The sequence below is a fragment of the Desulfovermiculus halophilus DSM 18834 genome, assembly GCF_000620765.1.
In the GTDB taxonomy this organism is placed as follows: Bacteria; Desulfobacterota; Desulfovibrionia; order Desulfovibrionales; family Desulfothermaceae; genus Desulfovermiculus; species Desulfovermiculus halophilus.
On record NZ_JIAK01000013.1, the window covers coordinates 41,881 to 65,566 of the forward strand.

The following is a 23,686-nucleotide window of genomic DNA, read 5'->3' on the forward strand; positions in this document are numbered from 1 at the left end:
CTGCATTCACTGCTTGCCTTTAATCCTAAACCGCCGCACAGCATTACCCCCCACCTCATTTCCGGTCCGGACATCCTTCTCCCAGAAATCGATCCGCCCACTGCGGTGGACAAAGACCAGGGTGGACACCTGGGTCCCGTAGCCCGGGCTGTGCACACAGATCGGGGCCAGGATACGCTCCATGTCCAGCCCCACCCCGGTATCCGGAAGATCCCTGTCCGGCACCCGGGTAGTGTCGGCCAGCAGGGCAAACAGCTCTTCCGGGCCTGGCCTGCGCCCGCTGTGCAGTAAGGCCCACAGGCCGGCCCTGGCCCGGATCACCTTGGGCCAGGGCGTATTCAGCCCGGCGTTGCTCAAGCCGTGAATTCCGGAGGGAATGGGCCGCGCCCCGCCCCCGGCGTTGCTGAACCAGTGCAGCTCGGATCCGGAGCCAAAGACAAGGTTGAACCCGTTGTACTCCGAGCCCGTTCTGGACAGCCGGGACCAAAACCGGGTCTCGTCCTGTGTGTGCAGCAGGTAGTCCACAGGCAGCTTGCCCCTGGACGGACGATGGGGGCGAAAGGTCTTTGGATCCCGGACGTTCGTGACCATGGCCAGCCGCCCCCTGGTATTCACTCCCAGCCAGGTCCCGCCTCCGTTGTGATCCCGGCCGGCCAAGACTTGGGGAGCCTCGGGCCAGAACTGGGCCGGCCTGGATCCGCGGCTGTCGAACTCATCCCGGTTGGCGGCCAGGATAAGCGGAAAGTCGGGATGCACCCGCACGGCCATGACCATAAGACACATATCGTATCTCCCCCGCCTGACGATGTATGTGTGAACATGAAAAAGCCCCGGCCGGCCTCCACAAGGCCTGCCGGGGCACACGACGACGTCCGCTTATTGACGGTCCCGGGCTAGGCGATGCCCAGATGGTACTTCAGGGAGCGGACGGTGTTGCGCATGAGCATGGTGATGGTCATCGGTCCCACCCCCCCGGGCACCGGCGTGATGTACCCGGCGATGTCCTTGGCCGTATCAAAATCCACATCCCCGCGCAGGATGGGGACCATCTTGTTCGGGTCCTTTTTGCTCGGCTTCTCGCCCACGCGGTTTACGCCCACATCAATGACACAGGCCCCGGGCTTGATCCATTCCGGCTTGACCAGTCCGGGCACCCCGGCGGCTACGATCAGGATGTCCGCCCGCTTGCAGTGGGACTCCATATCCTTGGTCCGGGTATGCACAACGGTCACAGTGGAATTGGCCCCTTTGCCTTTCTGAACCATCATGTTCGCAATGGGCTTGCCCACGATGTTGGACCGGCCGACGACCACGACCTCCGCACCTTCGGTTTCCACTCCTGCCCGGATGATCATCTCCTGAATTCCGGCCGGGGTGCAGGGAGGGAACTTGACCTCGTTCCCGCCGATCATCAGCCGGCCCACATTGACCGGATGAAAGCCGTCCACATCCTTGTCCGGATCGATGGCGTTGAGCACCTTTTTCTCGTCAATATGCTTGGGCAGGGGAAGCTGGACAAGTATCCCGTGTATCGACTCGTCCTTGTTGTACTTGTCGATCAGACCCAAAAGCTCTTCCTCAGAGATGGTGTCCGGCTGAGTGTCCTGAACCTCATTAAAGCCCAACCGATGGGCGGTCTTGATCTTCAGGGAGACGTAGGACTGGGAGGCGGGATTTTCCCCGACCAGGATGGTCACCAGTCCCGGGACCTTTCCGTGCTTGTCCTTGATGTCCTGCACTTCTTTGGCCAGCTCCTCCAAAATCTCTTCCCGGATGTCCGTGCCCTTGATCAATTGTGCACTCATACCCCGTCTCCTTTGCAATAGTTGGATCCAATCAACCGGAGCGGAAATGCCCTGCTCCAGCCCCCTCAAGTTCACAAACCTATCATTCTCAACGGTTTGCTATCCTTGCTAAGGTATGTCTTCCGTGCTTGTCAAGCCGGTTTGTGTTTTTGCCCCCATTCCTGCACCAGGTCCGGCCCGGCAAAGCGGGCCTGTCCGCCCAGATCATCCTCGATGCGCAGGAGCTGGTTGTATTTGGCCAGCCGGTCGCTGCGGCTCAATGAACCGGCCTTGATCTGTCCTCCGTTGACCGCGACCGCCAGATCGGCAATGAAATGATCCTCGGTTTCCCCGGAACGATGCGAAACCACCGAAGTATAGCCGTTTTTCCTGGCCAGCTCGATGGTCTCCAGGGTCTCGCTCAGGGTGCCGATCTGATTCAGCTTAATCAATATGGAGTTGGCCACGCCTTTGGAAATCCCTTCGGCCAGGATGGCCGGGTTGGTGACAAAGATATCGTCGCCCACCAGCTGAATCATATGTCCCATGCGCTCGGTCAGGATCTTCCAGCCGTCCCAGTCCTGCTCAGCCAGGCCGTCTTCAATGGATACTATGGGAAAGCGCCGGCACAGATCCAGGTAGTAGTCCACCATTCCGGAGGCATCCAGGACTTTGTTCTCCCCCCGCAGGTTGTAGGCACCTTGGGAAAAGAACTCGGAGGCCGCCGCATCCAGCCCCAGGGCGATGTCCGCGCCAGGGGTGTAGCCGGCCTTCTCGATGGCCTGGACAATGCGTTCCAGGGCCTGCTCATGGCTGTCCAGGTTGGGAGCAAATCCCCCTTCGTCCCCCACCGAGGTGATGTGCCCCCCTTCGGCCAGAATGGCCTTCAAGGCCTGAAAGGTCTCCGATCCCATGCGCAGGGCCTGGGCAAAGCTCGAGGCTCCCAGGGGCAGAATCATGAACTCCTGGATATCCAGATTGTTCGGGGCATGAGCCCCGCCGTTCAGGATGTTCATCTGAGGGACGGGAAGAACGCGGGCCCCCACCCCTCCCAGGTATTGATAGAGCGGCAGATTGAGATAGGCGGCGGCCGCCCTGGCCACAGCCATGGACACCCCGAGAAGGGCATTGGCTCCCAGGCTGCTCTTGTTCTCTGTTCCGTCCAGCTCCAGGAGCACGCTGTCCACTTCCAACTGCCGCAGGGCGTCCATACCCACCAGGGTGGGGGCGATGGTGTGCAGCACATTGCTCACCGCAGTCTGCACCCCCTTGCCCCCATAACGGTTGGCGTCCTTGTCCCTGAGCTCCAAGGCCTCTCTGGACCCGGTGGAAGCACCCGAGGGCACGGCCGCCCGCTCCCAGACCCCGGATTCCAGCTCCACCTCAACCTCCACAGTTGGATTTCCCCGGGAATCCAATATCTCTCTGGCTCCTAACTGGGCAATAACGCTCATATCTCTCTACCTCCTGTTTCAGCTTCGCCTCCGGCAACTCTGCTTCTTTTGCCACAAGACAGGCAAAAAATCCTGGTTCTTCAACGTAGCCTGTGGATTTTTGGAGTTTGCCCTCTGTCCTCTGTCTTCTGTCTCCTGTCATCTGTCCTCTGTCTTCTGATGAGCCATGAGCAGCCCCTGCAGCAAGAGATCCTCGCGAACAGTATCCAGACATGAACACAGGGGGGTGATTGCCCCGGCGAATCCCCCGGTGGCCACCACCGTGACCTCCGGGGTCAAAAAACCGCGCAGCTGTTGGCACAGCCCCTGGATCATGCTGGCAAACCCGTACAGAAAGCCTTGATTCATGCTCTCGGCCGTGCTCCTGCCGATCTCCAGCCCGGACGAACTGTGCTCCAGGCTGATCCTGGGCAGCTTGGCCGTATGTCCGGCCAGAGCCCCCAGGGAAGAAAACACGCCCGGACAGATAAGGCCCCCCAGATAATCGTGACCCTGAATGCACTCTACTGTGGTTGCCGTTCCGAAATCAATAACGATCAGCCCTGAAGTGGACAAAAGTCTGCGGGCTGCAAATGCAGTCACCAGCCGGTCGGCCCCCACCTCCTGGGGGTTTGCGTAGCGGTTATGCAGGGGAAGGGGCAGATCGTCGGGCACAAAGAGCACCGGACAGGTGGAGTATTTTTCTCCGGCCTTGCGGATCATGGTGTTGTGTTCCGGGACCACGGAGGAAACCACCCAGGCCTGGACCTGCCGGGGGGAAATGCGCAGGTGATCGAAGATCTGCATCACCCGCAGACCGAAGGTATCCGCGGTGTCTCTGGCATGGGTGGGCAGTACAAAGGAATTGAGGATGACGTGGCCCTTGGATACGCCCAGCTTGGTATTCGTATTCCCCACGTCGAGCAGGAGCCGATAAGTCTGCACGCATGCCCTCCAAGATGGTTTGCCGGGGTGCTGCCAGTCCAGGTCAAAGCCTCACTTCCTTTGGGAGACAAAAAATGGTTCTTCGACGTAGCCTGTGGATTTTTGGAGTTTGCCATCTCTTATGCGTGCAACTCCACTTCCTGTGTCGAAGAGCCCAAAAAATCCTGGATCCTGGTCCCGGATCGTGGTCTGCCCCGGACTTGGATCCGGGGTCCGAAATGACCTTCTTTCGCGGGAATGAATGTGCGCATCACTCCAGCAGCCTGGCCAGGATCTCGTTGCTGACCAGCATCCCCTGCGGGGTCAGAGACACACGCCCGCCTTTGATCTTAAGCAGACCGGCCTGTTCCAGCTGAGCCGCAAGGGCCTCTTTCCCCCAGCCCTGGATAGCCGTCCACTCCATCCCCTGGGATGTGCGCAGGGAAAGCATGGCCTTCTCCCAGTGCACAATACCTGGGTCCAGGATCTCCTCCTCGGGCCCCGGCCGGCCATGGGCGATCATTTGCAGGTAGTCTCCCAAGCGCTCTGGATTCTTCCGCCGCACGCAATGCAGAGAAGACACCGCCGCCGGGCCGAATCCAAGATATGCCTCTCCCCGCCAGATACCGCTGTTGTGCTGGCAGCGTCTGCCCGGGAGGGCGAAATTGGAGATCTCGTAGTGCTCAAATCCGGACCGGAGCAAAATCTCGCGACCCTGCAGAAACATCTCGGTCCAGACCTCTTCCTCCGGCCATTCTGGCTTCCGCTCCCCCTGGGATCCTCCCTCGCCCCGCGCCTCGATCATGTCAGCAAGTTGGGTGTTAGGCTCGACGCTTAAGCTGTACAGGGACAGATGTGCGGGCCCCCAGGCTGCCGCCCTGGATACGCTGTCCCTCCACCCTCTGACCCCCTGTCCCGGAATGCCCCAGATCAGGTCCAGGCCGAAGTTGTCCATTCCAGCCCGCCGCAGGCGGTCCACAGCCGCTTCGGACTGCTTCAAAGTGTGGGTGCGGCCCAAAAACTCCAGAATCGCCGGATCCAGGCTTTGGATCCCCAGGCTGACTCTGGTCACCCCCAGCTCTTGCCAGCTTTGGACCTGCCCCAGACTGTGCACCGAATCCGGGTTGGCCTCCAGGGTGATCTCCGGTTCATCTCTCCAGGAGAATGTCTCCCCTGCTGCGCGGAGCAGGCGCTCCAGATCGGCACAGGGGAGAAGACTGGGGGTTCCCCCGCCCAGGTACAGGGTCTGCACCTTGCATGCAGCAGCCTGCGGAGCCCTCGTTTGCATCTCCCGGATCACGGCCCGGACATAGGCCTTTATCTCACCCGGACCCGGCGGAGCCGAGGCAAAAGCGCAATACGCACATTTTGACCGGCAGAAGGGAACGTGGAGATAGAGGTGCATGACGTCTGCCCGCGGACCCCTGGGTTCGGATTCGTTCAGGGGGTGAGCGCCTCCCTGCGTTCAGACTGGTCAGGAAATCAAGGCCGCGAGCTGAGAAGAGAAGCGCTCCGCCTCGCTGTACAGGCACCCGCAGTAGTTCTGTCTGTACATGCCCAGAGCCTGGCTTTGTTCGATCCCTGCTTTCCACCCCGGACGAAAATCACGGTCCACAAACCGGAGACTTTTGTTTCCGGCCATATCCCGGCCCAGCCCGGCTATCTGCTCATGCTGTTGATGGATGCTGTACAGCAGGGTGGAGCTGAAGGCATCGAACTTGCCCCGTTCGGCTATGGACATGGTCCGTTCCAGCCGCATCTGGTAGCAGAAAAAGCAGCGCCTTAACTCCCGAAAGACCACCTGGCGCATAAAGCGGCCCGGATCGTACTCATCGTCCTTCCAGATCATCTTCAGGTCCAAATGCTCAGCGGCTTGGGCCGCTCCTTCCCTGCGGCGCAGGTATTCCTGCAGGGGGTGGATATTGGGGTTGTAGAAGAGTCCGACCACCTCATAGCCAGCAGCACGAAGATCCTGCACCGGATACAGGGCGCATGGACCGCAGCAGATATGCAGAAGCACCCGGGGAAAGGCCATTATTCGCTCTTGATCAGAACCTGGGTTGCGTAGCTGTCTTCCATTTCGCAGATCTTCCTCCGCTTGCAGTTGAGCAGATACGCCCCCAGCTCACGGTCCACCGTGTACTCTACCGGGTTGGGGCCTTTTTTGCTCTGCATCTGGCGGGCGATATCCTTCAGGGCCTGCAGGGCCTGCCACTCCAGGCTGCGAACATAGCCTGAGCCCTGGCATGCCGGGCAGTCCTGCCAGGTCGTGGACAAGGCGGAGGACCCCATGCGCTGGCGAACCATCTCCAAGAGGCCGAACCTGGATATCTTGCCCACCGTGGTCCTGGCCTTGTCCTCCTTGAGTGCATTGCGCAGGGACTTTTCCACCTCCCGGCAGTGCTTGTGCTCTTTCATCTCGATGAAATCGATGACCACCTGTCCGCCCACATCCCGCAGGCGCAGCTGCTGGGCAATCTCCTGGGCCGCCTCCAGATTGGTCTTCAGGGCCATCTCCTTGAAGTTGTTCTCCCCGCCGATCTTTCCGGAGTTGATGTCCACAGCCATCAGGGCCTCAGTCTGGTCAAAGACCAGCTCCCCCCCGCTGGGCAGGGTCACCTTGCGGCTGTACACGGTTTCCAGCTGCTTGCTCAGATTGAAGCGGTCAAAGAGGTACTTATCCGAATCCAGGTGCCGCTTGACCATCCGCTTCCGGCGGGGAAAGACCAGGGCGGCCACTTCCTGGACCTGATTGGCCGTTTCTGCGTCGTCCACCCAGATCTCGCTGACGTCAGCGGTCAAATAGTCCCGGACCGCTCGAAAGGCCAGGTCCTTCTCCTCATAAATCAGGGCCGGCGAGGTCTCCCCCACACCTTTCTTGCGCACCTCTTTCCACAGCCTCTTCAAAAATTGCAGGTCCCGGGACAGGTTGGTCTTGTTCTGGTCCGAACTCACCGTCCGCAGGATAACCCCGATGCCCGGATCCAGGTTCAGCTCCTCCATGAGGGATTTCAGCCTGGTCCGTTCTTTTTCGTCCTCGATCTTCCTGGACACCCCGAGCTGTTCCCGGCCGGGAGTAAGGACAAAATAGCGGCCGGGCAGGCTGAGGTAGGTGGTCAAAAATGCACCTTTGTTCCCGGTTGGCTCCTTGACCACCTGGACCAAAAGCTGCTGCCCCGGCTTGAGGACCCGCTGAATGGGCGGGAACCGCTGCCCTTTCCCGGGCTTGATGTCAGCCTGGTAGTACTCCGGATGGACCTCGTCGATCTGCAGAAAGCCGTTGCGTTGACTTCCGTAATTGACGAATGCGGCCTGCAGGGCCGGGTCAATATTGTGAATCTGGGCCTTATAGATGTTTCGCTTGGTCTTGGCTTGCTGCAACATCTCCACGTAGTATTCCTGCACCGTGCCGTCTTTGGTCAACACGACCTCGATCTGTTCACCGGGCAGGACACTGATGAACATCTTTCTTCGCTTTTTTTCAGCCATAGCACTCTATTCTGGTTCAAAATGTTTTTGCCCACCGCTTGCGCACGGCGGATGTCCGCGGGGCGCACCTCAGCTTGACATCCGGCAGCCGGATGGGCCACAAGGCCTGAGACAGCGGGAATTCGGCACAAAAAAGGCCGAGGCGTCATTCGTCGACGTGCACATCATGGTTGGAGCCGCTGTCGGAGGCACAGACAATACATTCGCCCCCCTGGGGCAAGGAGAGCACATGATTCAACCCGGGGACCTTGTTCAGCTGGTCAGCCCCAAAGGCAAACGCTACCTGCGGGTGGCCGGGGCGGAAGACGAACTGCACACCCATGACGGAAAACTGGATTTGAAGAGTATCTGCGATCTTGACTATGGTCAATGCATTCGCACCCATCTGGACCGGGAGTACCGGCTGTTCAAACCCACCCTGTACGAGCTGGTCAAAAAGATCGAGCGCCAGACCCAGATAATCTACCCCAAGGATATCGGATACATCCTGTTCAAGCTGAGCATTGGCCCCGGGGCGCGGGTCGTCGAGGCCGGGTGCGGTTCGGGGAGCCTGACCTTGGCCCTGGCCTGGTTCGTCGGTTTCCAGGGAAAGGTCGTCTCCCTGGAACGCCGGCCCGAGTTCGCCGGCCTGTGCGCCAAGAACCTGTCCAAGGTCGGGCTCCTGGACCGGGTGGACATCAGGGAACAGGACGTGGAGCAAGGATTCGGCCAGCCTGAAGCCGATGCCGTTTTTATTGATCTCCGCACCCCCTGGGACTACCTGGACCAAATCGCCGCCGGAGTCAAAAACGGCCACCCGGTCGGATTTTTGCTGCCCACCATGAACCAGGTCACCGCCCTCCTGCAGGCCATGCAGGATACGGCCTTTACCGAAACCGAGGTGGTGGAGATCCTGGTCCGCCACTACAAGCCGGTCCCGGACAGATTCAGGCCCCAGGACCGGATGGTGGCCCATACCGGGTACTTGATATTCGCCAAGGTCTACAAGCCGGCCCCAACCACTGCATCCGGCCCGGTGGAGGCCTGAAGGCACATTGGTTCTGCGTCCTAGCCTGTGGAGCTATGGAGTTCGCCGTCTATTCTGTCTGTGTGCTGAGAGCCAAAATCCTCCCATTAACGCCTTGATTTTACAGTTATTTTTTCAATAAAACTTGACACCTGGAATTTTGCTTTTATAATGTATGCTTATCCCGGAACGGACCCCAGACCACGAGGTAAACACGGAATATGACCCGAAAAGACCGTACAGAAGGAATCTACAACCGGCTGGAAGTGTTGGATGCCTCAGAACGGGAACAGTTCTACCGCATCCAGCTCAAAGACATGCTCAAATACGCCTACCGCTATTCCGAAGAAGTCAAAAAGCGGTTCGATCGGGCCCAATTTGACGTCAACAAGTTCAAGGACATAACCGACATCAAGCACATCCCCATCCTGAAGAAGAAGGAGCTCATCTTTCTCCAGTCCATGGGGCCCCGCCTGGGCGGGCTGCTGACCAAGGACATGGGCAAGATGCGCCGCATCTTCCTCTCCCCCGGCCCCATCTTCGATCCCGAGGACAGGATCACGGATTACTGGGGATGGACCGAGGGATTCTATGCCGCCGGCTTCAGGTCTGGAGACGTGGTTCAGAACTGCTTCAACTACCACCTCAATCCGGCCGGGCTGATGTTTGAGGAGCCCCTGCGCAACCTGGAGTGCGCCGTGGTTCCCTCCGGACCGGGCAACACCAACACCCAGCTGGAGATCATGCAGAAGCTGCGCATCACCGGATATGTGGGCACAGCCAGCTACCTTATGCACCTGGGGCAGAAGGCCGAGGACGCCGGGCTCAATCTGCGCAAGGACCTTTTTTTGGAAGTAGCCTTTGTGACTGCGGAAAAGGTCCCGGAAAAGGTGCGCAACACCCTGGAAAAGAAGTTTGATCTGGTCATGCGCCAAGGGTACGGGACCGCGGACGTCGGCTGCATCGGATACGAATGCTACCACAAGAACGGGCTGCACCTGGCCAACCGGGCCTTTGTCGAGATCTGCCATCCGGACACCGGGATTCCCCTCAAGGACGGCGAGGTGGGGGAAGTGGTGGTCACGGCCTTCAACAAGACCTATCCCCTGATCCGTCTGGCCACCGGCGACCTGTCCTACATCGAGCGCGCTCCCTGCCCCTGCGGACGGACATCCCCCAGGCTGGGCGGCATCATCGGCCGGGTGGACACCACTGCCAGGATCAAAGGGCTCTTCGTCTACCCCCATCAGATCGAGCAGGTCATCTCCAGATACGAGGAAATCAAGCGCTGGCAGCTGGAAGTGACCAACCCCGGAGGAATCGACGAGGCCACCCTGTACGTCGAGGCCACCAACTTCAAACGCTCTGAAGAGCTCCTGCACACCTTCAGAGAAAAGATCAAGATCCGCCCCGTATTGCAGGTCCTGGCCCCGGGCACCCTGCCGCCACAGGTCAAGGCCATCGAAGACAAGCGCAGCTGGGACTAAAGGACAAAGCCCGGGAGAAATTCTCCCGGGCTTTGCTGTTCGCATCCAAGGGAACAGGCCTGTCCATGCTCCGGAATCCACAGGGGCCTCCGGGAAGGATGCAGGCCATGCTCAGGCCAGAACCCGCCTGGCTTCATTGATCCTCTGGCCCACAGTAACCGCTGTCAGGGCCAGATACACCCCGAGCCCCACCCAGAGCACCTCCAGCCGCACCCCGGAGAACAAAGCCAGCAGCAAGGCCCAGACCAGGAGATAGATGACCCGCACCGGGCGGCTCATAACCCCGGTTTTGCAGGTTTGGCCCAGACTCTCGACCTTGGCCTTGATGTAGCTGATCAGCATGGTAGCCAAAAGGGCCACGAACATGACCACGGCCGCTTCCAGACGCCAGTGGGGAAAGGACCAGAACATGATCAGAAACCCCAGGAGATAGGCGCAGTCAGCAGCCCGATCCAGGGTTGAGTCCCAGAAGGAGCCGAACCTGGACTGCTGTTTGGTGGCCCGGGCCAAAAAACCGTCCAATGTGTCGGCCACCCCGGAGAGCACCAGAAACACAAAACCGGCCCAAGGAGAAAACCCAAAGCCCACCGGAACCAGACAGGCTGCCGCCAGGCCCCAGGAGGTGACGGTATTCGGCCGCACCTCCCTCTTCTGCATCCAGGCCACAACCGATCGGTCCAGCAGGGAAAAATACCTGCGTGCGACCAGCGAGTTTCGCAAATCCATCCCATCTCCCCGCTTGATCGGATTCAGATCTTGCCAGATTGGCGCCTCTTTGCGCCTGTTTTCACCGCTTCGCGGCTTCGCAGCCCCTTCCTCCATCGTCCGGATGGCCCACACTGGCAAAATAGAGCATGCTCTCTTCCTTGCCGTCCAGTCCAAAGAGCTCGTTGGCCTCCCCGTCGAAATAGGCCCCCACCGGGCAGGCGGACAGCCCGAAGCCTTCGGCGGCCAACAGGAGGTTCTGGCAGATATGCCCCAGATCCATGAAGATATAACGCATCCCCCGATGGCCGTACTTGGCCATATTCCGGCGGAGCACAGCAGACCAGCAGACATTCACAGCCGCCTGGGCCATGAACCGCTGGTCCAGGCAGATCTGGGCCAGCTGCGGCCCGAATGATCCGCTGTCCAGGGTTTCCAGGCACCAATCCTTGATGTTCAGATGATACAGCCCTGGCTCCAGCCCCTGGACTTTGTTCACCTGCACATAGGTCTCCACCGGGTACAGGGCTCCGGCAGAGGGGGCTGTGCGCAGGGACAGCCGTCCGGCCTGTCCGCTGATGCCCTGAGAGGCCCACAGCAGAGCGGACAGGGCCTCCAGACTCACATCGTGATGTGCGTACCGCCGCCGGGATCGCCGCGAGGACAGGGCCTCCCACAGCTGGCCCCCTGGATCAACGGGCTGGGGCAAAGACACGGTTGGGGCTTGGGGGTAGACCTTATACAACGGGGCCGGTCGAATGTGCGGCCGGGACATGGTGGCTATCTGCTCCCGATCGTACTCTGTCTGGTGCAGATAGGTTGTCCCCAGGCAGGATTGCAGATCAGACATACCCACCTCCTGTTCCAAGGCGATTCGCTGGTTACCGTCAGCTGCCTGCCCGGATCTTTTGGTAATCGTTCAGACTCCCTTCCCAAAGTTCAGGGGGTCCTTGCCCAGTGAGGCGGTGACCAGCCATGTAGCTCACAGTTGGCGTTGAGCCCCGTGTTGGGACTGATACGAAAAACAATCAACCAGCCGGAATCAGAAGCCCTTCAGCCCCTCGCGGGATAAGGCCCCCTGAGCAAATACATCCCTTGCTGCAGTGCCTGATATCAAGCCCCGGCTGAGGGGTTACCAGAGGACAAAAATCAGGGCCTGAGCTGAACCAACCACAAGTCCCAAAACCCCGCCGATGATTTCAATGAACCAGAACTCTTTGCGCAACATGGAGAAGAGCAGGCCTTCCAGACGAGCCGGGGAAAAGGCCTCGATCTTTTCCCGGACAATTCGCTGCACCTGGACCTGGGATTCCAGCTCGGATGCAGCCTGCTCCACGAGACCCGGAAGAAAGCGCTCCACCTCATCGACGATCATTTCCGCAGCCCTATGGGCCACAGCTCCCCGAAGCAGGGTATTCAGCAGAGGATGCAGGGAGGTCAGCTTCCTCTGCACAAAACGGTGCACCGAGTCCTGGACCATGGACCGCAAGCGGGTCTGAAACTCGGGCCGGTCGATGATTTCCCGAATATCCTGATGATTGAGAAGCTCGGTCTCAACCAGCTCTCCAAGCCGCCAGGCCAGCTCGGCCTGGCGTTTGGGGAAAAGCCCCTGCCAGGTCCAGCCCAGGATGTGCACCGGCTGCCGGGGATGAAACAGCATGCGGATGGCCAGATAATTGGTCATCCACCCGATAAAGGCGCATATGACTGGAGAGAGCAGGTATTTGAGACTTTCAGGTTCCATCATACTCTGTTTGTACGCAAAGGCAAGATGAACGCGAGGGCGGGATCACATTCTCCGGCTCCTGACTTTCTCCGGTAAACGAGTGCCGGGAGAGGGCAGGTATCCACCAGAGCTAGTTCTCGGTTTCTTCCTCTTTGTTTTTCAGAAAGGCGTCCCGGCATTGGTAGCTGCAGAAATAATGCACCTGATCGTCGTCCTTGACCCGGATTCCGGTCTCAGTGCTCACATAGGTTCCGCAAACCGGATCCTTGACCATCTCCCCGGAATCAATCAGGTCCTGTTTCTTTTTCTCCCGGTTCAGGTTCTTTTTTTTCTGATCCCCCATGATCAGCTTGTAGAGAATGAATCCGGCGGCCGCAAAGATCAGCAGCTTAAACATAGGTTCCTCCGGAGGTGGCGGACACAGCAGATCCGACGGTCCGGGGCCCTGCATCCGGGTCTGCCCCCGGCTCTTCACCGTGGGTATCATCCTGCCATATCCGCAGCCCTTGTCTTCGATAGGCCAGACAGTGCAGACGGTCGGCGACCTGCGTCCCATCCGGCAGGCACAAGTCAGGGGTCAGCTCCACAAGAGGGACCAAGACAAAGGCCCGGTGCAAAATTCCGGGATGAGGCAGGGTCAGCTCAGGGGTATCCACAACCTGCCGGCCAAAAAGGAGCAGATCACAGTCGATGCGCCTTGGCCCCCAGTGAGCGGTCCGCTTTCGGCCCAGCATCTGTTCGATATTGAGCAGGTGGCGCATCAGCAGCTCGGGGGTCCAGGCCGGATGGCACAGAACCCGGATGACTTGATTGGCGAACCACGGCTGCTCTTTGACCCCCTGCGGTTCAGTGTAGTAGACTTGCGAGGACAGAGGGGAAAAGACCCCGGTAATGGATTGGATATGCTTTCTGGCCTTGGCCAGGTTCTCCTCCGGCCGGCCCTGATTGGATCCCAGACCGATATATACCGGTATTTTCGGCACTTCGTTCACGTTTCACCCCTTTGATCTTCAGCTGCGCGGGTTACCTGAGGGAATGAAGCACATCTTTTTTTAAAAGGCAAGGCGAGGCGGCAGTGGACTTTCACCCGGCATCATCCCCCACCCCCCCACATGAAGAGCACCCCTGGACCGAAAAATATCTGCACCACCTGGTCAGCATCAGCGGCCTGTCCGAAAACACCGTTGCGGCCTATGCCCACGACTTGCGGGATTTCGCCTCCTTTTTGACCCAGCACAGCGCCGGCCTGGATCAGGTGTCGGAAGACTCCCTTGTCCTCTATCTCATCTTTCTCCGCCGGCAGGGCCTCGGGAACCGATCCGTGGCCAGACGGCTCTCCAGCCTGCGCAGCTTTTACGACTTTTTGCGCCAGGAGGGGCAGATCCAGGACAACCCGGCCCGTCTCCTGGACAGCCCCAAGCTTCCCCAGCTCCTGCCCCGGGTCCTGACCGAGCCCGAGGCCGCCGCACTGCTGGCCCGCCCGGACCCGAACACCAAGCTCGGAGCCCGGGACCGGACCATTCTGGAGCTCATGTACGCCGCCGGCCTTCGGGTCTCCGAGGTGTGCACCCTCCGCCCCCTGGACTTCGATTCCCAGGCCGGGTATCTGCGGGTCATGGGCAAAGGGCACAAGGAACGCATCCTCCCGGTCCACGCCGCGGCCCAAACCCAGCTGAGCACGTATCTGGCCTCCTGGCGCCCCCTGTTCTCCCCCAAAACCGAGGCCATGTTCCTGAACCGCTCCGGCACCGGTCTGTCCAGACAGGGACTGTGGAAGATGATCGCCAAACGGGCCGCTCAAGCCAGAATCCAGGGCCATATTTCCCCCCACACCATCCGGCACACCTACGCCACCCACCTCCTGGCCGGAGGGGCTGACCTGCGCAGCGTCCAGCTCCTTCTGGGTCACGCCGACATCGGCACCACCCAGATCTACACCCATGTGGACATCTCCCGGCTCAGGGAGATCCATCAACGCTATCACCCCAGATCCAGGTCCAAGCAGTCATGAGCACCAAGATCAATGCTCCTGTCGTTATCACCGCCCACACCAACGCTGATTTCGACTGCCTGTCCTCCATGGTCGCGGCCCAGAAGCTCTATCCTGATGGAGTCCTGGTCTTTCCCGGGTCCCAGGAGCAGAGCCTTCGCGACTTCTTTATTCAGAGCGCGACATATCTTTTCAACTTCTATTCCATGAAGGATATCGACCCGGACAGCGTGCACACCCTGGTGGTCTGCGACACCAGGCAGCCGTCCAGGCTGGGGCACCTGCGCTCCCTGCTCCAGAGGGAAGGCATCGTGGTCCACGCCTTTGATCATCATCCGGACACGGCCGAAGACCTCACGGCCGATTTCGAAGACGTCCGGCTCTGGGGCTCGACTGTGGCCATTCTGGTCCAGACCATCAAGGAGCGGGGCATCGCATTGAGCAGGGATGAAGCCACCATCATGGGCCTTGGCCTGTACGAAGATACCGGCTGCTTCACCTTCACCTCGACCACGGAGCATGATCTTTTTGCCCTGTGGTGGCTGAAGACCCAGGGAATGGACATCGGCTTCATCGCCGATTTTCTGAACCGGGAGCTCAGCGCCGAACAGGTGGGCATCCTGAACACCCTCCTGGAGGCCGCCACCAGGCACACCATCAACGGGATCGAGGTCTGCATCACCAGCATCAGCATGGACCGGTATGTCCGGGACTTCGCCCTTCTGGTCCACAAGATGATGGAGATCGAAAACATCAAGGTCCTGTTTGCCCTGGCCCGGATGCACGACCGGATCCAGGTCGTGGCCCGAAGCCGGGTGACCGAGGTCAATGCCGGGACCATTTGCTCATCCCTGGGCGGAGGGGGGCACAGCTACGCGGCTTCGGCTACTATCAAGGAGAAGACCTTGGCCCAGGTCCAGGACGAGATCTTCGGCCTGCTCTATTCGCATATCAATCCCCAGATCACGGTCCGGTCCCTGATGTCCAGCCCGGCCGTGGTCATTGACCAGAACCAGAGCATCAGCCAGGCGGCGATCAAGATGAGCCGCTTCGGGCTGAAGGCCATACCGGTGACCACTGAGAACAGCCGGCAGTGCGTGGGCATCCTGGAGCATCAGCTCGCGGACAGGGCCGAGGCCCACGGGCTCGGAGAGTTTCCGATTCAGGAATACATGGGCAGATCCATCTCCAGGGTCGCCCCGGACCAAAGCCTGTATACAGTCATGGAGATCATCATCAATCAGGGCCAGCGTCTGGTTCCTGTGGAGGAAAACGAAAGAATCATCGGGGTCATCACCCGCACAGACCTGATCAACACCCTGGTGGAAGAGCCGGCCCGGATCCCGGAGAATCTCCTGCCCGAGCGCAGACAGGAGCGGAGCATCACCTCTTTGATGCGCAACCGGCTGCCCAAATCTGCGTATGCCCTGCTCGGCCAGTGCGGTGAACTGGCCGAGAAACGGGGATGCAACGTCTATGCGGTGGGCGGATTTGTCCGGGACATCCTCCTCCACCGGACCAACCTGGATATCGACCTTGTGGTGGAGGGGGACGGGATCGCCTTTGCCAACCAGCTGGCCCAGACTCTGGGCGGCCGCATCCGGTTCCACACCAAGTTTCAAACCGCCGTGGTCATCCTGCCCGACGGCCAGCGCATCGATGTGGCCACGGCCAGGCTGGAGTATTACGAGCATCCGGCCGCCCTGCCCACAGTGGAGCTCTCGTCCATTAAGATGGATCTCTTCCGCCGCGACTTCAGCGTCAACGCCCTGGCCATCGAGCTCAATCCCAAGCGTTTCGGCCGGCTGGTGGACTTCTTCGGCGGCCAGAGGGACCTGAAGGAAAAGACGCTTCGGGTCCTGCACTCTCTGAGCTTTGTCGAGGACCCCACCCGGATCATGCGGGCTATTCGCTTTGAGCAGCGCTTCGCCTTCCGCATCGGGGTCCAGACTGAGCGCCTGATCAAGAACGCCCTGCATCTGAACATGTTCCACAAGCTCTCCGGCCACCGCATCCTGCACGAGCTCAAGCTTTTGCTGCAGGAAGAAAATCCCCTGGTCTGCCTCAAGCGGCTGAACAGCTACGCCATCCTGGAATCCATCCATCCCCAGCTCAAGCTGACCACCCAAAAGGAAAGGCTTTTGGAAAAGATCGAAAAGGTCATCGATTGGTACGAGCTCCTGTATCTGGAGCCCAAGCCCAGGATCTGGCAGCTGTATTTTCTGGGCCTAGTGGCCGGATGCACCCAGGACGAGATCCGGCTGGTGGCCAGGCGGCTGAGCATCCCGTCCAAGACAGAGAAGAAAATCATTGACCTAAGACAGGAAGTGCACAAGATCCGGGAAGGATTGTATGCGTGGAACCGCAAGCAGTCCGGCCGGCTGAGCGAGCTTTACTCCCTCCTCCATCCCCTGCCCCTGGAAGGCCTGCTCTTCCTCATGGCCTCCAGCCGCAAGGAAGAGGCCCGAAAGTCCGTCTCCCTGTATCTGAGCCAGCTCAAAGATCAGGAGCTGGAGATTACCGGAAGTGATCTCAAGGCCATGGACCTCCCTCCTGGACCGGCCTATACCCAGATCCTGCAGCAGGTCTTTTCCGCCAAGCTGGACGGCGAAGCCCAGGACAGAAATGCACAGCTGGCCCTGGCCCGGAATCTGGTCCAGGATGAGCTGGCCAGACAAGAGTAGGGCTTGACCTTGGCTGGTCCAATGCAGTATAAGTAATAGGTTTTGTACTCAATTTTTTATGGTCCTGTGCCCCAATCAGCCCAACCGTCATTGTTGCGTCCCCGGAAAATGTGATCCATGACTACTCCCTGCGCCCTGTTTGTGGACGATCTGCATAAGAGCTTCGGCTCCCTGGAAGTTTTGAAAGGTGTCTCCCTCACCGCCCATGAAGGGGACGTAATCACCATGATCGGATCCAGCGGATCCGGGAAGAGCACCTTCCTGCGATGCATCAATCTCCTGGAGATCCCTACTTCCGGCCGGGTCTATGTCGGCCAGGAACAGATCAGGATGACCACCAACCGGAAGGGAGAGCCGGTTCCGGAAAGCAGGAAGCAGGTGGACCGCATCCGAACCCGCCTGGGCATGGTTTTTCAGCATTTCAACCTCTGGTCCCACATGACCGTCTTGGAAAACATCACCGAATCCCCGATCCATGTCCTGAACATGTCCAAGAAAGAAGCCAGGAACCGGGGGATGGCCTACCTGGAAAAAGTAGGGATCGCCGACCGGTCCCACTATTATCCGGCCCAGCTTTCCGGAGGACAGCAGCAGCGGGCGGCCATTGCCAGGGCCCTGGCCATGGAACCGGAGGTCCTCCTGTTCGACGAGCCCACCTCCGCCTTGGATCCGGAACTGGTGGGGGAGGTCCTGCGGGTGATGCAGGAGCTGACCCAGGAAGGGCGGACCATGATCCTGGCCACCCATGAGATGGCCTTTGCCAAGGACGTCTCTTCCCACGTCATTTTTCTGCATGCCGGGGTCATCGAGGACGAAGGCCCGCCGGAATCCATCTTTCAGCATCCCAGCTCAGAACGGTGCCGCCAGTTTTTGTCCCGGTTCTTTTAGCATCCCAAAACGACAGTATAACCCAAGGAGGACCCCATGAGGCGCATTCTCGGCATCACCATCATGCTTGTCTGTATGCTCGGACTTTTTGCACCCTGGAGTCAGGCCCAGGAGACGGTGCGGATAGGGACGGAAGGGGCCTACCCCCCTTTCAACTACATTGATCAGGACGGAAACCTGCAAGGCTTTGACATCGACATCGCCAAGGCCCTGTGCGATGCCGCTGATCTGAAGTGCACCTTCGTTACCCAGGACTGGGATGGAATGATCCCCGGCCTGCTGGCCAAAAAGTACGACGCGATCATCGCCTCCATGAGCATCACTGAGGAACGGCAGCAAAAAGTCGATTTCACCAACAAATACTACCAGACCCCGGCCAGGTTCGTGAAGCACGAGGACATGGAGGTCGAGATCTCCAAAGAAGGCCTCAAAGGGATGACCGTCGGTGTCCAGCGGGCCACTGTCAGCGCCAACTTCATTCACGACAACTTCGGAGATACGCTCAAGATCAAGCCCTATGCCACCCAGGAAGAGGCCAACATGGACCTGGTCTCCGGCCGTGTGGATCTGCTCTTTGCCGACTCCGTGGTCCTGTCTGAAGGCTTTTTGAGCACCCCCGAGGGAGAGGACTATGAGTTCGTCGGCCCGGGATACACAGATGAGGAATGGTTCGGCGAGGGGATCGGAATCGCCTTGCGCAAGGACGACGACCAGCTGCGCAAAAAGCTGAACCAGGCCATTGAAACCATCCGCGAAAACGGCACGTACAAGAAAATCAACGACAAGTATTTCGACTTCGACGTTTACGGCGACGAATAACCCATACGGCACGGCAGACCATCCGCCGGGGCGGGTCCAAAGCAGGGGACTTCTCCTTGTGGATCCGCCCCGGCGTGCAGCCCGGACAGAACGGGAATGAACCATGGCTGGATCCATGTCCGTTTTTGCCCGCGGCGGGCTGCCTTTGATTCACGGGAGCCCGGCCGGCTCCTGAGCCTGTGCCCCCGTGCCTCATGATATCTGCGACGACTTCGGGAGACGCTTGTGTTCGACCTCCAAGGCTACGGCTGGATTCTGCTCAAAGGGGCCAAGCTGACCATTTACGTAGGGGTCAGCTCCATGGCCCTGGCCGTCGTCCTGGGCCTGGTCGGCGCGTTGGGAAAGCTTTCCCGTTCCAGCCTGATCCGCTTCCTGCTCGGATGCTATACCACCATAATCCGGGGGATTCCGGAGCTGGTCCTCATCCTTCTGGTCTACTACGGGGCCCCGACCTTGATTCAGGATATCTGCGGCCTGCTGGGCTACGACATCTACATCTCGCTCAATCCTTTCGTGTCCGGAGTGGCCACCATCGGATTCATCTACGGGGCCTTTTCCACTGAGGTCTTCCGCGGGGCCTACATGGCCGTGCCCAGGGGCCAGCTCGAGGCCGCCCGGGCCTGCGGAATGAACTCTGTCTTGACCTTTCGACGGATCACCCTGCCCCAGATGATGCGCTTCGCCTTGCCCGGCCTGGGCAATGTCTGGATGGTCCTGATCAAGGCCACGGCCCTCATATCGGTCATTCAGCTCCCGGAGCTGATGCGCAATGCAGACATCGCCGCCAGGGCCACCCACAAGCCGTTCACCTTTTTCTTTGCCGCGTCCCTGATCTATCTCGGGATCACCATCGCTTCCAATATCATCCAGCAATGGGCGGAGAACAGGGCCAACAAAGGGGTGAGGAGGGCATAACATGGCCGTGGATCTTATTCTGGACAGCCTGCCCCGCCTGCTTCAAGGCACCTGGATTACGGTGCAGATAACCGCGCTCAGCGTGGTCATCGGCTTTTGCCTGGCCATCCCCCTGGCTGTACTGCGGGTCTCCTCCCTGCGCTGGGTCTGGATGCCGGTCTACGCCTTTATCTTTTATTTCCGGGGCACGCCGCTTCTGGTCCAGATCTTCCTCATCTATTACGGCAGCGGACAGTTTCAGGACCTTTTATCCCAGGTCGGGCTGTGGCCCCTGTTCCAAAGCGCATGGTTCTGCGCCGTGCTCTCCCTGACCCTGAACACAGCCGCCTATTCCGCCGAGATCTTCCGCGGCGGCATCCAGGGGGTTCCCTATGGAGAGGTCGAGGCCGCCAGGGCCTGTGGAATGTCCGGCACCCTGCTCTACCGGCGGATCATACTGCCCAAGGCCCTGCGCATCGCATGGCCGGCCTATACCAATGAGGTCATTTTTCTCCTGCAGGCCTCATCCCTGGTCTCCATCATCACGGTTATGGACATCACCGGGGTGGCCCGGATCATCGCCGCCCGAAGCTTCGCGTTCTACGAGATCTTTCTCACCGCCGCCGCCTTGTACCTTGTCCTGGTCTACGCAGTCCTGTTTGTCTTCCGGCGGATCGAACAGCGCATCTCAGCATACCTCACGGTCTCTTCGTAACCCATGGCCCGCACAGGCCACCTCAAGGGGGACTGCCTCCTGCTGCTTACGGCCATGATCTGGGGCTCGGCCTTTGTGGCCCAAAAAGCAGGCATGGAACATGTGGGCCCATTCATCTTCAATGGGGTCCGCTTCGGGCTGGGCGCCCTGGTCCTCACCCCTCTCGCCCTGCGGACCAGGGGCCCGCAGAGCGTTCTTCGCACCGCTCCGCGCCCTCCCTCCCTTCTGCTGAGCAGCTCACTGGCCGGCATCCTGCTTTTCGCCGGCAGCGGGCTGCAGCAGGTCGGACTCATCTTCACCACTGCAGGCAAGGCTGGGTTCATCAGTGGATTGTACGTGATCATGGTTCCCCTCCTGGGCCTGATCTGGGGCCACAGGGCAGGAACCTGGACCTGGATCGGGGCCTGTCTCGCTGTCCTCGGGCTGTACCTGTTGACCGTCAAATCCAGCCTTGGGCTCGGACTGGGGGACGGGCTCATCCTGCTCTGCGCCCTGATGTTCGCCCTGCATGTCACCGCCATCGGCTGGCTGGCTCCCCGGGTCGAGGTCATCAGGCTGGCTGTGCTTCAATTTTGGGTCTGCTCCCTGCTCAGCCTGGGCGTGGGCCTGTTTTTCGAATCCACCGCCTGGGACGACCTGCTGGCGGCTGCCGTCCCGATCCTCTACGGCGGCCTGCTCTCTGTGGGCGTGGCCTACACCCTGCAGGTTGTGGCCCAGAAGGAGGCCCCGCCTACCCACGCAGCCATTATCCTCAGCCTGGAAACCGTCTTTGCTGTGCTCAGCGGCTGCCTTATCTTGGGGGAAACCTTGAGCCTCAAGGGGTGGGCCGGATGCAGCCTCATGCTTTGCGGCATGCTTGCCGCCCAGCTGGATCCGGCCCCGGGCTCTGAGCATGCAGACCATCTGGGCGCTCAAACAGGTTCTTCGACGTAGCCCGTGGATTTTTGGAGTTTGCCGACTCTTATGTATGCTATTCCACTTTCAGTGTCGAAGAGGCGCGCAAACTTGACCATGGCCACCGCAGTACAGTACAAGGGTCGACGTAGGACGAACCGGGACAGAAGATACAGGAGAGGGAGATGGAACGACTTTGGGCCCCGTGGCGCATTGAATACATTTTGGGGCCGAAACCAGATGAATGCGTCTTTTGTCTGCCCGCGGATACCGGGGAGGATGAAGAACGCCTGGTCCTGTACAGAGGCCAGACCGCTTTTGTCATCATGAACAAGTTCCCGTACAACAACGGACACCTCATGGTCACCCCCTTCCGGCATCTCTCCTGCCTCACCGAACTGACCAGCCGGGAGAACCACGAGATAGCGGACCTGGTCCAGGCCTGCACCTCAATCTTGAACCAAGCCTTCTCCCCCCATGGGATCAATATTGGACTGAACATAGGAGAGGCCGCCGGGGCGGGCATTGAGGAACATCTCCATTACCATCTGGTCCCCCGCTGGACTGGAGACCACTCCTTCATGGCCGTCATGTCCGAAACCATGGTCATCCCCGAACACCTGCAGTCTACCTATAGCCGCCTCAAGCCCTATTTCGATCACGTTGCCGCCAAAGCATAACGTCAGTTCAAGGAGTCGTGGTATGCGCTATGTCAAAATCCTGGTCCTGGTTCTTTTCTTCTTTGCGGCTATGGTCTTCTTCGTCCAGAACACCCAGATTCTGACCGAGAGTATCAGCCTCAAGTTCTCGGTCTTTGCTCTGCAATGGAACTCCTCCCCGATTCCCATCTATATGTACATCTTGATTGCCTTTGTCCTGGGGGTCGTGATCAGCACAGCCTACTTCGGGCTGGACAAGCTGCGGATGAACAAGGAGATCAAGCGCACCAGGCACCAGATGAAATCCATGCAGAACGAGCTGAACTCACTTCGGCCCACATCCCCGCAGGTGGACAGCACCCAACCAGAGGTCAGCCAATCCTCAGCTGCCCAGCCTCTGAGCTGAGGCAGCCCTCCTGACCTGCAATCTTTGGCAGCGAGGCCTCATGTTCACGGCCTTATGGACCAAGCTGACAGCTTTTATCAGGCGCCCAAGCCCCCAGCCTGCCGGACAGCACTCCCTCCAGGTGGAAGGGCGTTCCTTGCCCTGGCAGGACACCCTGGCCGCCATCGCCGATCTAAAGAAGATCCAGGCTGAAGAAAACGGCGGGTTTACCATTCACCTGGCCCTTGGCAACCTGTACAGGGCCCAGGGCGACCTGGACCAGGCCATAGCCACCAGATCAGCACTTTTACACCACACCGAACTGACCAGCGACCAGCAGGGCCGGGTCTATCTCGAGCTGGGCAGGGACTACAAGCGGTCAGGGCTCTTGGACCGGGCGGAAGAGATGTTTGCCCAGGCCGAAGACATCGTGGGCCGGGATCCGGTCCTCCTGGAAGAGCTGGCCGGACTGGCCACCGCAGCCCGGGACCATGAGCAGGCCGCCAACCTCTTTGCCGAGATCAACCGCCCCACAGCCCAGGCCCATCATGTGGTCCAGCAGGCCAAGGCCCTGGCCCGCAAGGGGGATACCGAGCGCTGCGCATGGCTGCTGCGCAAGGCGCTCAAGGTCGCGCCCGGATCGGTCGAGGCCTGGATGGAGCGCATGATTCAGGCCTACGACGCCGCCCACTGGGATCTGCTCTCCCGCTACTTCACCCAGGGCCTGTCCGCAGTGGAACCCAAGCTCCGCTTCCTGCTCCTTGAGGGACTGACCCAGCACATGTTCACCCGGCGCAGTCCGCAGGAGCTCTTCAGCCCAGTGGTCCCGCCGGAAGCCGGCCAGGTCCTGATTCAGGTCATCGCCGCCCACCCCCCGGATGTCCATCTTTTGTACTACGGGGCGTGGATTCACATCCAGCTGGGCAATGCCGAGCAGGCCAAGGTCCATTTGCAGCGCTGCTGCGAGCTGGACCCGGAGTTCTGGCCCGCCCGGCTCGAGCTCCTGGGGCTCTATGCCGCCGAGAATCAATTGTCCCCGCCCTGCCAGGAACACCTTGAATATATCCTCCTCCGGGGCAGGCAGGTCAAAAAGTTCGTCTGTACCCAATGCGGCCTCAAGCTGGACCAGATCTTCTTCCAATGCCCCAGGTGCCGAAGCTGGCATTCCATCGCCTTCTTGACGACCCTGGACACATAAGTCCAC

Annotated in this window: 24 protein-coding genes; 12 read left to right on the forward strand and 12 right to left on the reverse strand. The window is 59.8% G+C overall.

The genetic code is table 11. The features are described from left to right. Positions 1-6: 6 nt before the first annotated feature. The 7 genes from N902_RS16970 to N902_RS0107790 all read right to left on the reverse strand — a co-directional run bounded on the left by N902_RS16970 (position 7) and on the right by N902_RS0107790 (position 7,630). A complete protein-coding gene (locus N902_RS16970; protein WP_051564428.1) occupies positions 7-783 on the reverse strand; it encodes an NRDE family protein in 777 nt (258 codons plus the stop codon). A gap of 110 nt (positions 784-893) precedes the next feature. After that, positions 894-1,805 (reverse strand): bifunctional methylenetetrahydrofolate dehydrogenase/methenyltetrahydrofolate cyclohydrolase FolD, encoded by a 912-nt coding sequence (folD, locus tag N902_RS0107765; RefSeq protein ID WP_027370479.1) that lies wholly within the window; start codon positions 1,803-1,805, stop codon positions 894-896. A 131-nt stretch (positions 1,806-1,936) separates the two neighbouring features. Continuing rightward, the gene (gene eno, locus N902_RS0107770) at positions 1,937-3,238 is read right to left on the reverse strand and encodes a phosphopyruvate hydratase (RefSeq protein WP_027370480.1); all 1,302 of its coding nucleotides are present in this window, start codon (positions 3,236-3,238) and stop codon (positions 1,937-1,939) included. Positions 3,239-3,376: 138 nt separating this feature from the next. After that, the gene (locus N902_RS0107775) at positions 3,377-4,162 is read right to left on the reverse strand and encodes a type III pantothenate kinase (protein ID WP_027370481.1); all 786 of its coding nucleotides are present in this window, start codon (positions 4,160-4,162) and stop codon (positions 3,377-3,379) included. A gap of 250 nt (positions 4,163-4,412) precedes the next feature. Continuing rightward, the gene (hemW, locus tag N902_RS0107780) at positions 4,413-5,546 is read right to left on the reverse strand and encodes a radical SAM family heme chaperone HemW (RefSeq protein ID WP_027370482.1); all 1,134 of its coding nucleotides are present in this window, start codon (positions 5,544-5,546) and stop codon (positions 4,413-4,415) included. Between the two features lie 69 nt (positions 5,547-5,615). Next, positions 5,616-6,176 (reverse strand): epoxyqueuosine reductase QueH, encoded by a 561-nt coding sequence (locus tag N902_RS0107785; protein ID WP_027370483.1) that lies wholly within the window; start codon positions 6,174-6,176, stop codon positions 5,616-5,618. Then, positions 6,176-7,630: an Rne/Rng family ribonuclease gene (locus N902_RS0107790; protein ID WP_027370484.1), complete on the reverse strand. Its 1,455-nt coding sequence runs from the start codon at positions 7,628-7,630 to the stop codon at positions 6,176-6,178. The genes N902_RS0107785 and N902_RS0107790 overlap by 1 nt, the downstream gene beginning before the upstream one ends. A gap of 229 nt (positions 7,631-7,859) precedes the next feature. On the opposite strand from N902_RS0107790, the gene N902_RS16975 reads away from it, so the two are divergent. Continuing rightward, positions 7,860-8,657 (forward strand): tRNA (adenine-N1)-methyltransferase, encoded by a 798-nt coding sequence (locus tag N902_RS16975; RefSeq protein ID WP_051564429.1) that lies wholly within the window; start codon positions 7,860-7,862, stop codon positions 8,655-8,657. Positions 8,658-8,857: 200 nt separating this feature from the next. Then, positions 8,858-10,123 carry a phenylacetate--CoA ligase family protein gene (locus tag N902_RS0107800; protein ID WP_027370485.1) on the forward strand — a complete coding sequence of 422 codons (1,266 nt, stop codon included), beginning with the start codon at positions 8,858-8,860 and terminating at the stop codon, positions 10,121-10,123. A 111-nt stretch (positions 10,124-10,234) separates the two neighbouring features. Here the strand turns inward: N902_RS0107800 and N902_RS16980 are convergent, their stop codons facing one another. From N902_RS16980 to folK, 5 genes are all read right to left on the reverse strand, one after another. Continuing rightward, a complete protein-coding gene (locus N902_RS16980) occupies positions 10,235-10,849 on the reverse strand; it encodes a CDP-alcohol phosphatidyltransferase family protein (protein ID WP_161635165.1) in 615 nt (204 codons plus the stop codon). Positions 10,850-10,910: 61 nt separating this feature from the next. Continuing rightward, a complete protein-coding gene (locus N902_RS16985) occupies positions 10,911-11,678 on the reverse strand; it encodes a SagB/ThcOx family dehydrogenase (protein WP_034622217.1) in 768 nt (255 codons plus the stop codon). Positions 11,679-11,960: 282 nt separating this feature from the next. Further along, positions 11,961-12,575 carry a DUF445 domain-containing protein gene (locus N902_RS0107820; RefSeq protein WP_027370486.1) on the reverse strand — a complete coding sequence of 205 codons (615 nt, stop codon included), beginning with the start codon at positions 12,573-12,575 and terminating at the stop codon, positions 11,961-11,963. A gap of 109 nt (positions 12,576-12,684) precedes the next feature. After that, complete coding sequence (locus N902_RS0107825) at positions 12,685-12,951, reverse strand: YHS domain-containing protein (RefSeq protein ID WP_027370487.1); 267 nt, start codon at positions 12,949-12,951, stop codon at positions 12,685-12,687. After that, on the reverse strand, positions 12,944-13,546 hold the full coding sequence (folK, locus tag N902_RS16990) for a 2-amino-4-hydroxy-6-hydroxymethyldihydropteridine diphosphokinase (protein ID WP_244147390.1): 603 nt from the start codon (positions 13,544-13,546) through the stop codon (positions 12,944-12,946). Before folK ends, N902_RS0107825 begins: the two co-directional genes overlap by 8 nt. 83 nt (positions 13,547-13,629) lie before the next feature. Between folK and xerD the strand changes: the two genes are divergently transcribed. The 10 genes from xerD to N902_RS17005 all read left to right on the forward strand — a co-directional run bounded on the left by xerD (position 13,630) and on the right by N902_RS17005 (position 23,680). After that, positions 13,630-14,565: a site-specific tyrosine recombinase XerD gene (gene xerD, locus N902_RS0107835; protein ID WP_051564431.1), complete on the forward strand. Its 936-nt coding sequence runs from the start codon at positions 13,630-13,632 to the stop codon at positions 14,563-14,565. Further along, a complete protein-coding gene (locus N902_RS0107840) occupies positions 14,562-17,228 on the forward strand; it encodes a CBS domain-containing protein (RefSeq protein ID WP_027370489.1) in 2,667 nt (888 codons plus the stop codon). Before xerD ends, N902_RS0107840 begins: the two co-directional genes overlap by 4 nt. A gap of 117 nt (positions 17,229-17,345) precedes the next feature. Next, positions 17,346-18,116 carry an ABC transporter ATP-binding protein gene (locus N902_RS0107845; protein ID WP_027370490.1) on the forward strand — a complete coding sequence of 257 codons (771 nt, stop codon included), beginning with the start codon at positions 17,346-17,348 and terminating at the stop codon, positions 18,114-18,116. Between the two features lie 36 nt (positions 18,117-18,152). Then, entirely contained in the window at positions 18,153-18,935 is a 783-nt protein-coding gene (locus N902_RS0107850) for an ABC transporter substrate-binding protein (RefSeq protein ID WP_027370491.1), read from the forward strand. A gap of 225 nt (positions 18,936-19,160) precedes the next feature. Further along, positions 19,161-19,850, forward strand: coding sequence for an ABC transporter permease (locus N902_RS0107855; protein WP_027370492.1), 690 nt, complete (start codon positions 19,161-19,163; stop codon positions 19,848-19,850). Between the two features lies 1 nt (position 19,851). Beyond that, positions 19,852-20,544 (forward strand): ABC transporter permease, encoded by a 693-nt coding sequence (locus tag N902_RS0107860; RefSeq protein ID WP_027370493.1) that lies wholly within the window; start codon positions 19,852-19,854, stop codon positions 20,542-20,544. A gap of 3 nt (positions 20,545-20,547) precedes the next feature. Further along, positions 20,548-21,477: a DMT family transporter gene (locus N902_RS16995; protein WP_034622220.1), complete on the forward strand. Its 930-nt coding sequence runs from the start codon at positions 20,548-20,550 to the stop codon at positions 21,475-21,477. A 146-nt stretch (positions 21,478-21,623) separates the two neighbouring features. After that, on the forward strand, positions 21,624-22,118 hold the full coding sequence (locus tag N902_RS0107870; protein WP_027370494.1) for an HIT family protein: 495 nt from the start codon (positions 21,624-21,626) through the stop codon (positions 22,116-22,118). 22 nt (positions 22,119-22,140) lie between these two features. Further along, positions 22,141-22,503, forward strand: coding sequence for a lipopolysaccharide assembly protein LapA domain-containing protein (locus N902_RS17000; protein WP_051564432.1), 363 nt, complete (start codon positions 22,141-22,143; stop codon positions 22,501-22,503). Between the two features lie 40 nt (positions 22,504-22,543). Continuing rightward, the gene (locus N902_RS17005; protein WP_051564433.1) at positions 22,544-23,680 is read left to right on the forward strand and encodes a tetratricopeptide repeat protein; all 1,137 of its coding nucleotides are present in this window, start codon (positions 22,544-22,546) and stop codon (positions 23,678-23,680) included. The last annotated feature ends 6 nt before the right edge of the window (positions 23,681-23,686 follow it).

What these genes read in the sequence shown, in the direction of transcription:
- hemW (WP_027370482.1), bottom strand. Translation starts at nt 5,546, where the DNA reads ATGCACCTCTATCTCCACGTTCCCTTCTGCCGGTCAAAATGTGCGTAT.
- N902_RS0107790 (WP_027370484.1), bottom strand. Translation starts at nt 7,630, where the DNA reads ATGGCTGAAAAAAAGCGAAGAAAGATGTTCATCAGTGTCCTGCCCGGT.
- N902_RS0107840 (WP_027370489.1), top strand. Translation starts at nt 14,562, where the DNA reads ATGAGCACCAAGATCAATGCTCCTGTCGTTATCACCGCCCACACCAAC.
- N902_RS0107800 (WP_027370485.1), top strand. Translation starts at nt 8,858, where the DNA reads ATGACCCGAAAAGACCGTACAGAAGGAATCTACAACCGGCTGGAAGTG.
- N902_RS16970 (WP_051564428.1), bottom strand. Translation starts at nt 783, where the DNA reads ATGTGTCTTATGGTCATGGCCGTGCGGGTGCATCCCGACTTTCCGCTT.
- N902_RS0107860 (WP_027370493.1), top strand. Translation starts at nt 19,852, where the DNA reads ATGGCCGTGGATCTTATTCTGGACAGCCTGCCCCGCCTGCTTCAAGGC.
- N902_RS16980 (WP_161635165.1), bottom strand. Translation starts at nt 10,849, where the DNA reads ATGGATTTGCGAAACTCGCTGGTCGCACGCAGGTATTTTTCCCTGCTG.
- N902_RS0107870 (WP_027370494.1), top strand. Translation starts at nt 21,624, where the DNA reads ATGGAACGACTTTGGGCCCCGTGGCGCATTGAATACATTTTGGGGCCG.
- N902_RS0107825 (WP_027370487.1), bottom strand. Translation starts at nt 12,951, where the DNA reads ATGTTTAAGCTGCTGATCTTTGCGGCCGCCGGATTCATTCTCTACAAG.
- N902_RS17005 (WP_051564433.1), top strand. Translation starts at nt 22,544, where the DNA reads ATGTTCACGGCCTTATGGACCAAGCTGACAGCTTTTATCAGGCGCCCA.
- N902_RS0107845 (WP_027370490.1), top strand. Translation starts at nt 17,346, where the DNA reads ATGACTACTCCCTGCGCCCTGTTTGTGGACGATCTGCATAAGAGCTTC.
- N902_RS0107785 (WP_027370483.1), bottom strand. Translation starts at nt 6,176, where the DNA reads ATGGCCTTTCCCCGGGTGCTTCTGCATATCTGCTGCGGTCCATGCGCC.
- N902_RS0107820 (WP_027370486.1), bottom strand. Translation starts at nt 12,575, where the DNA reads ATGATGGAACCTGAAAGTCTCAAATACCTGCTCTCTCCAGTCATATGC.
- N902_RS16975 (WP_051564429.1), top strand. Translation starts at nt 7,860, where the DNA reads ATGATTCAACCCGGGGACCTTGTTCAGCTGGTCAGCCCCAAAGGCAAA.
- eno (WP_027370480.1), bottom strand. Translation starts at nt 3,238, where the DNA reads ATGAGCGTTATTGCCCAGTTAGGAGCCAGAGAGATATTGGATTCCCGG.
- folD (WP_027370479.1), bottom strand. Translation starts at nt 1,805, where the DNA reads ATGAGTGCACAATTGATCAAGGGCACGGACATCCGGGAAGAGATTTTG.
- N902_RS17000 (WP_051564432.1), top strand. Translation starts at nt 22,141, where the DNA reads ATGCGCTATGTCAAAATCCTGGTCCTGGTTCTTTTCTTCTTTGCGGCT.
- N902_RS16985 (WP_034622217.1), bottom strand. Translation starts at nt 11,678, where the DNA reads ATGTCTGATCTGCAATCCTGCCTGGGGACAACCTATCTGCACCAGACA.
- N902_RS0107850 (WP_027370491.1), top strand. Translation starts at nt 18,153, where the DNA reads ATGAGGCGCATTCTCGGCATCACCATCATGCTTGTCTGTATGCTCGGA.
- N902_RS16995 (WP_034622220.1), top strand. Translation starts at nt 20,548, where the DNA reads ATGGCCCGCACAGGCCACCTCAAGGGGGACTGCCTCCTGCTGCTTACG.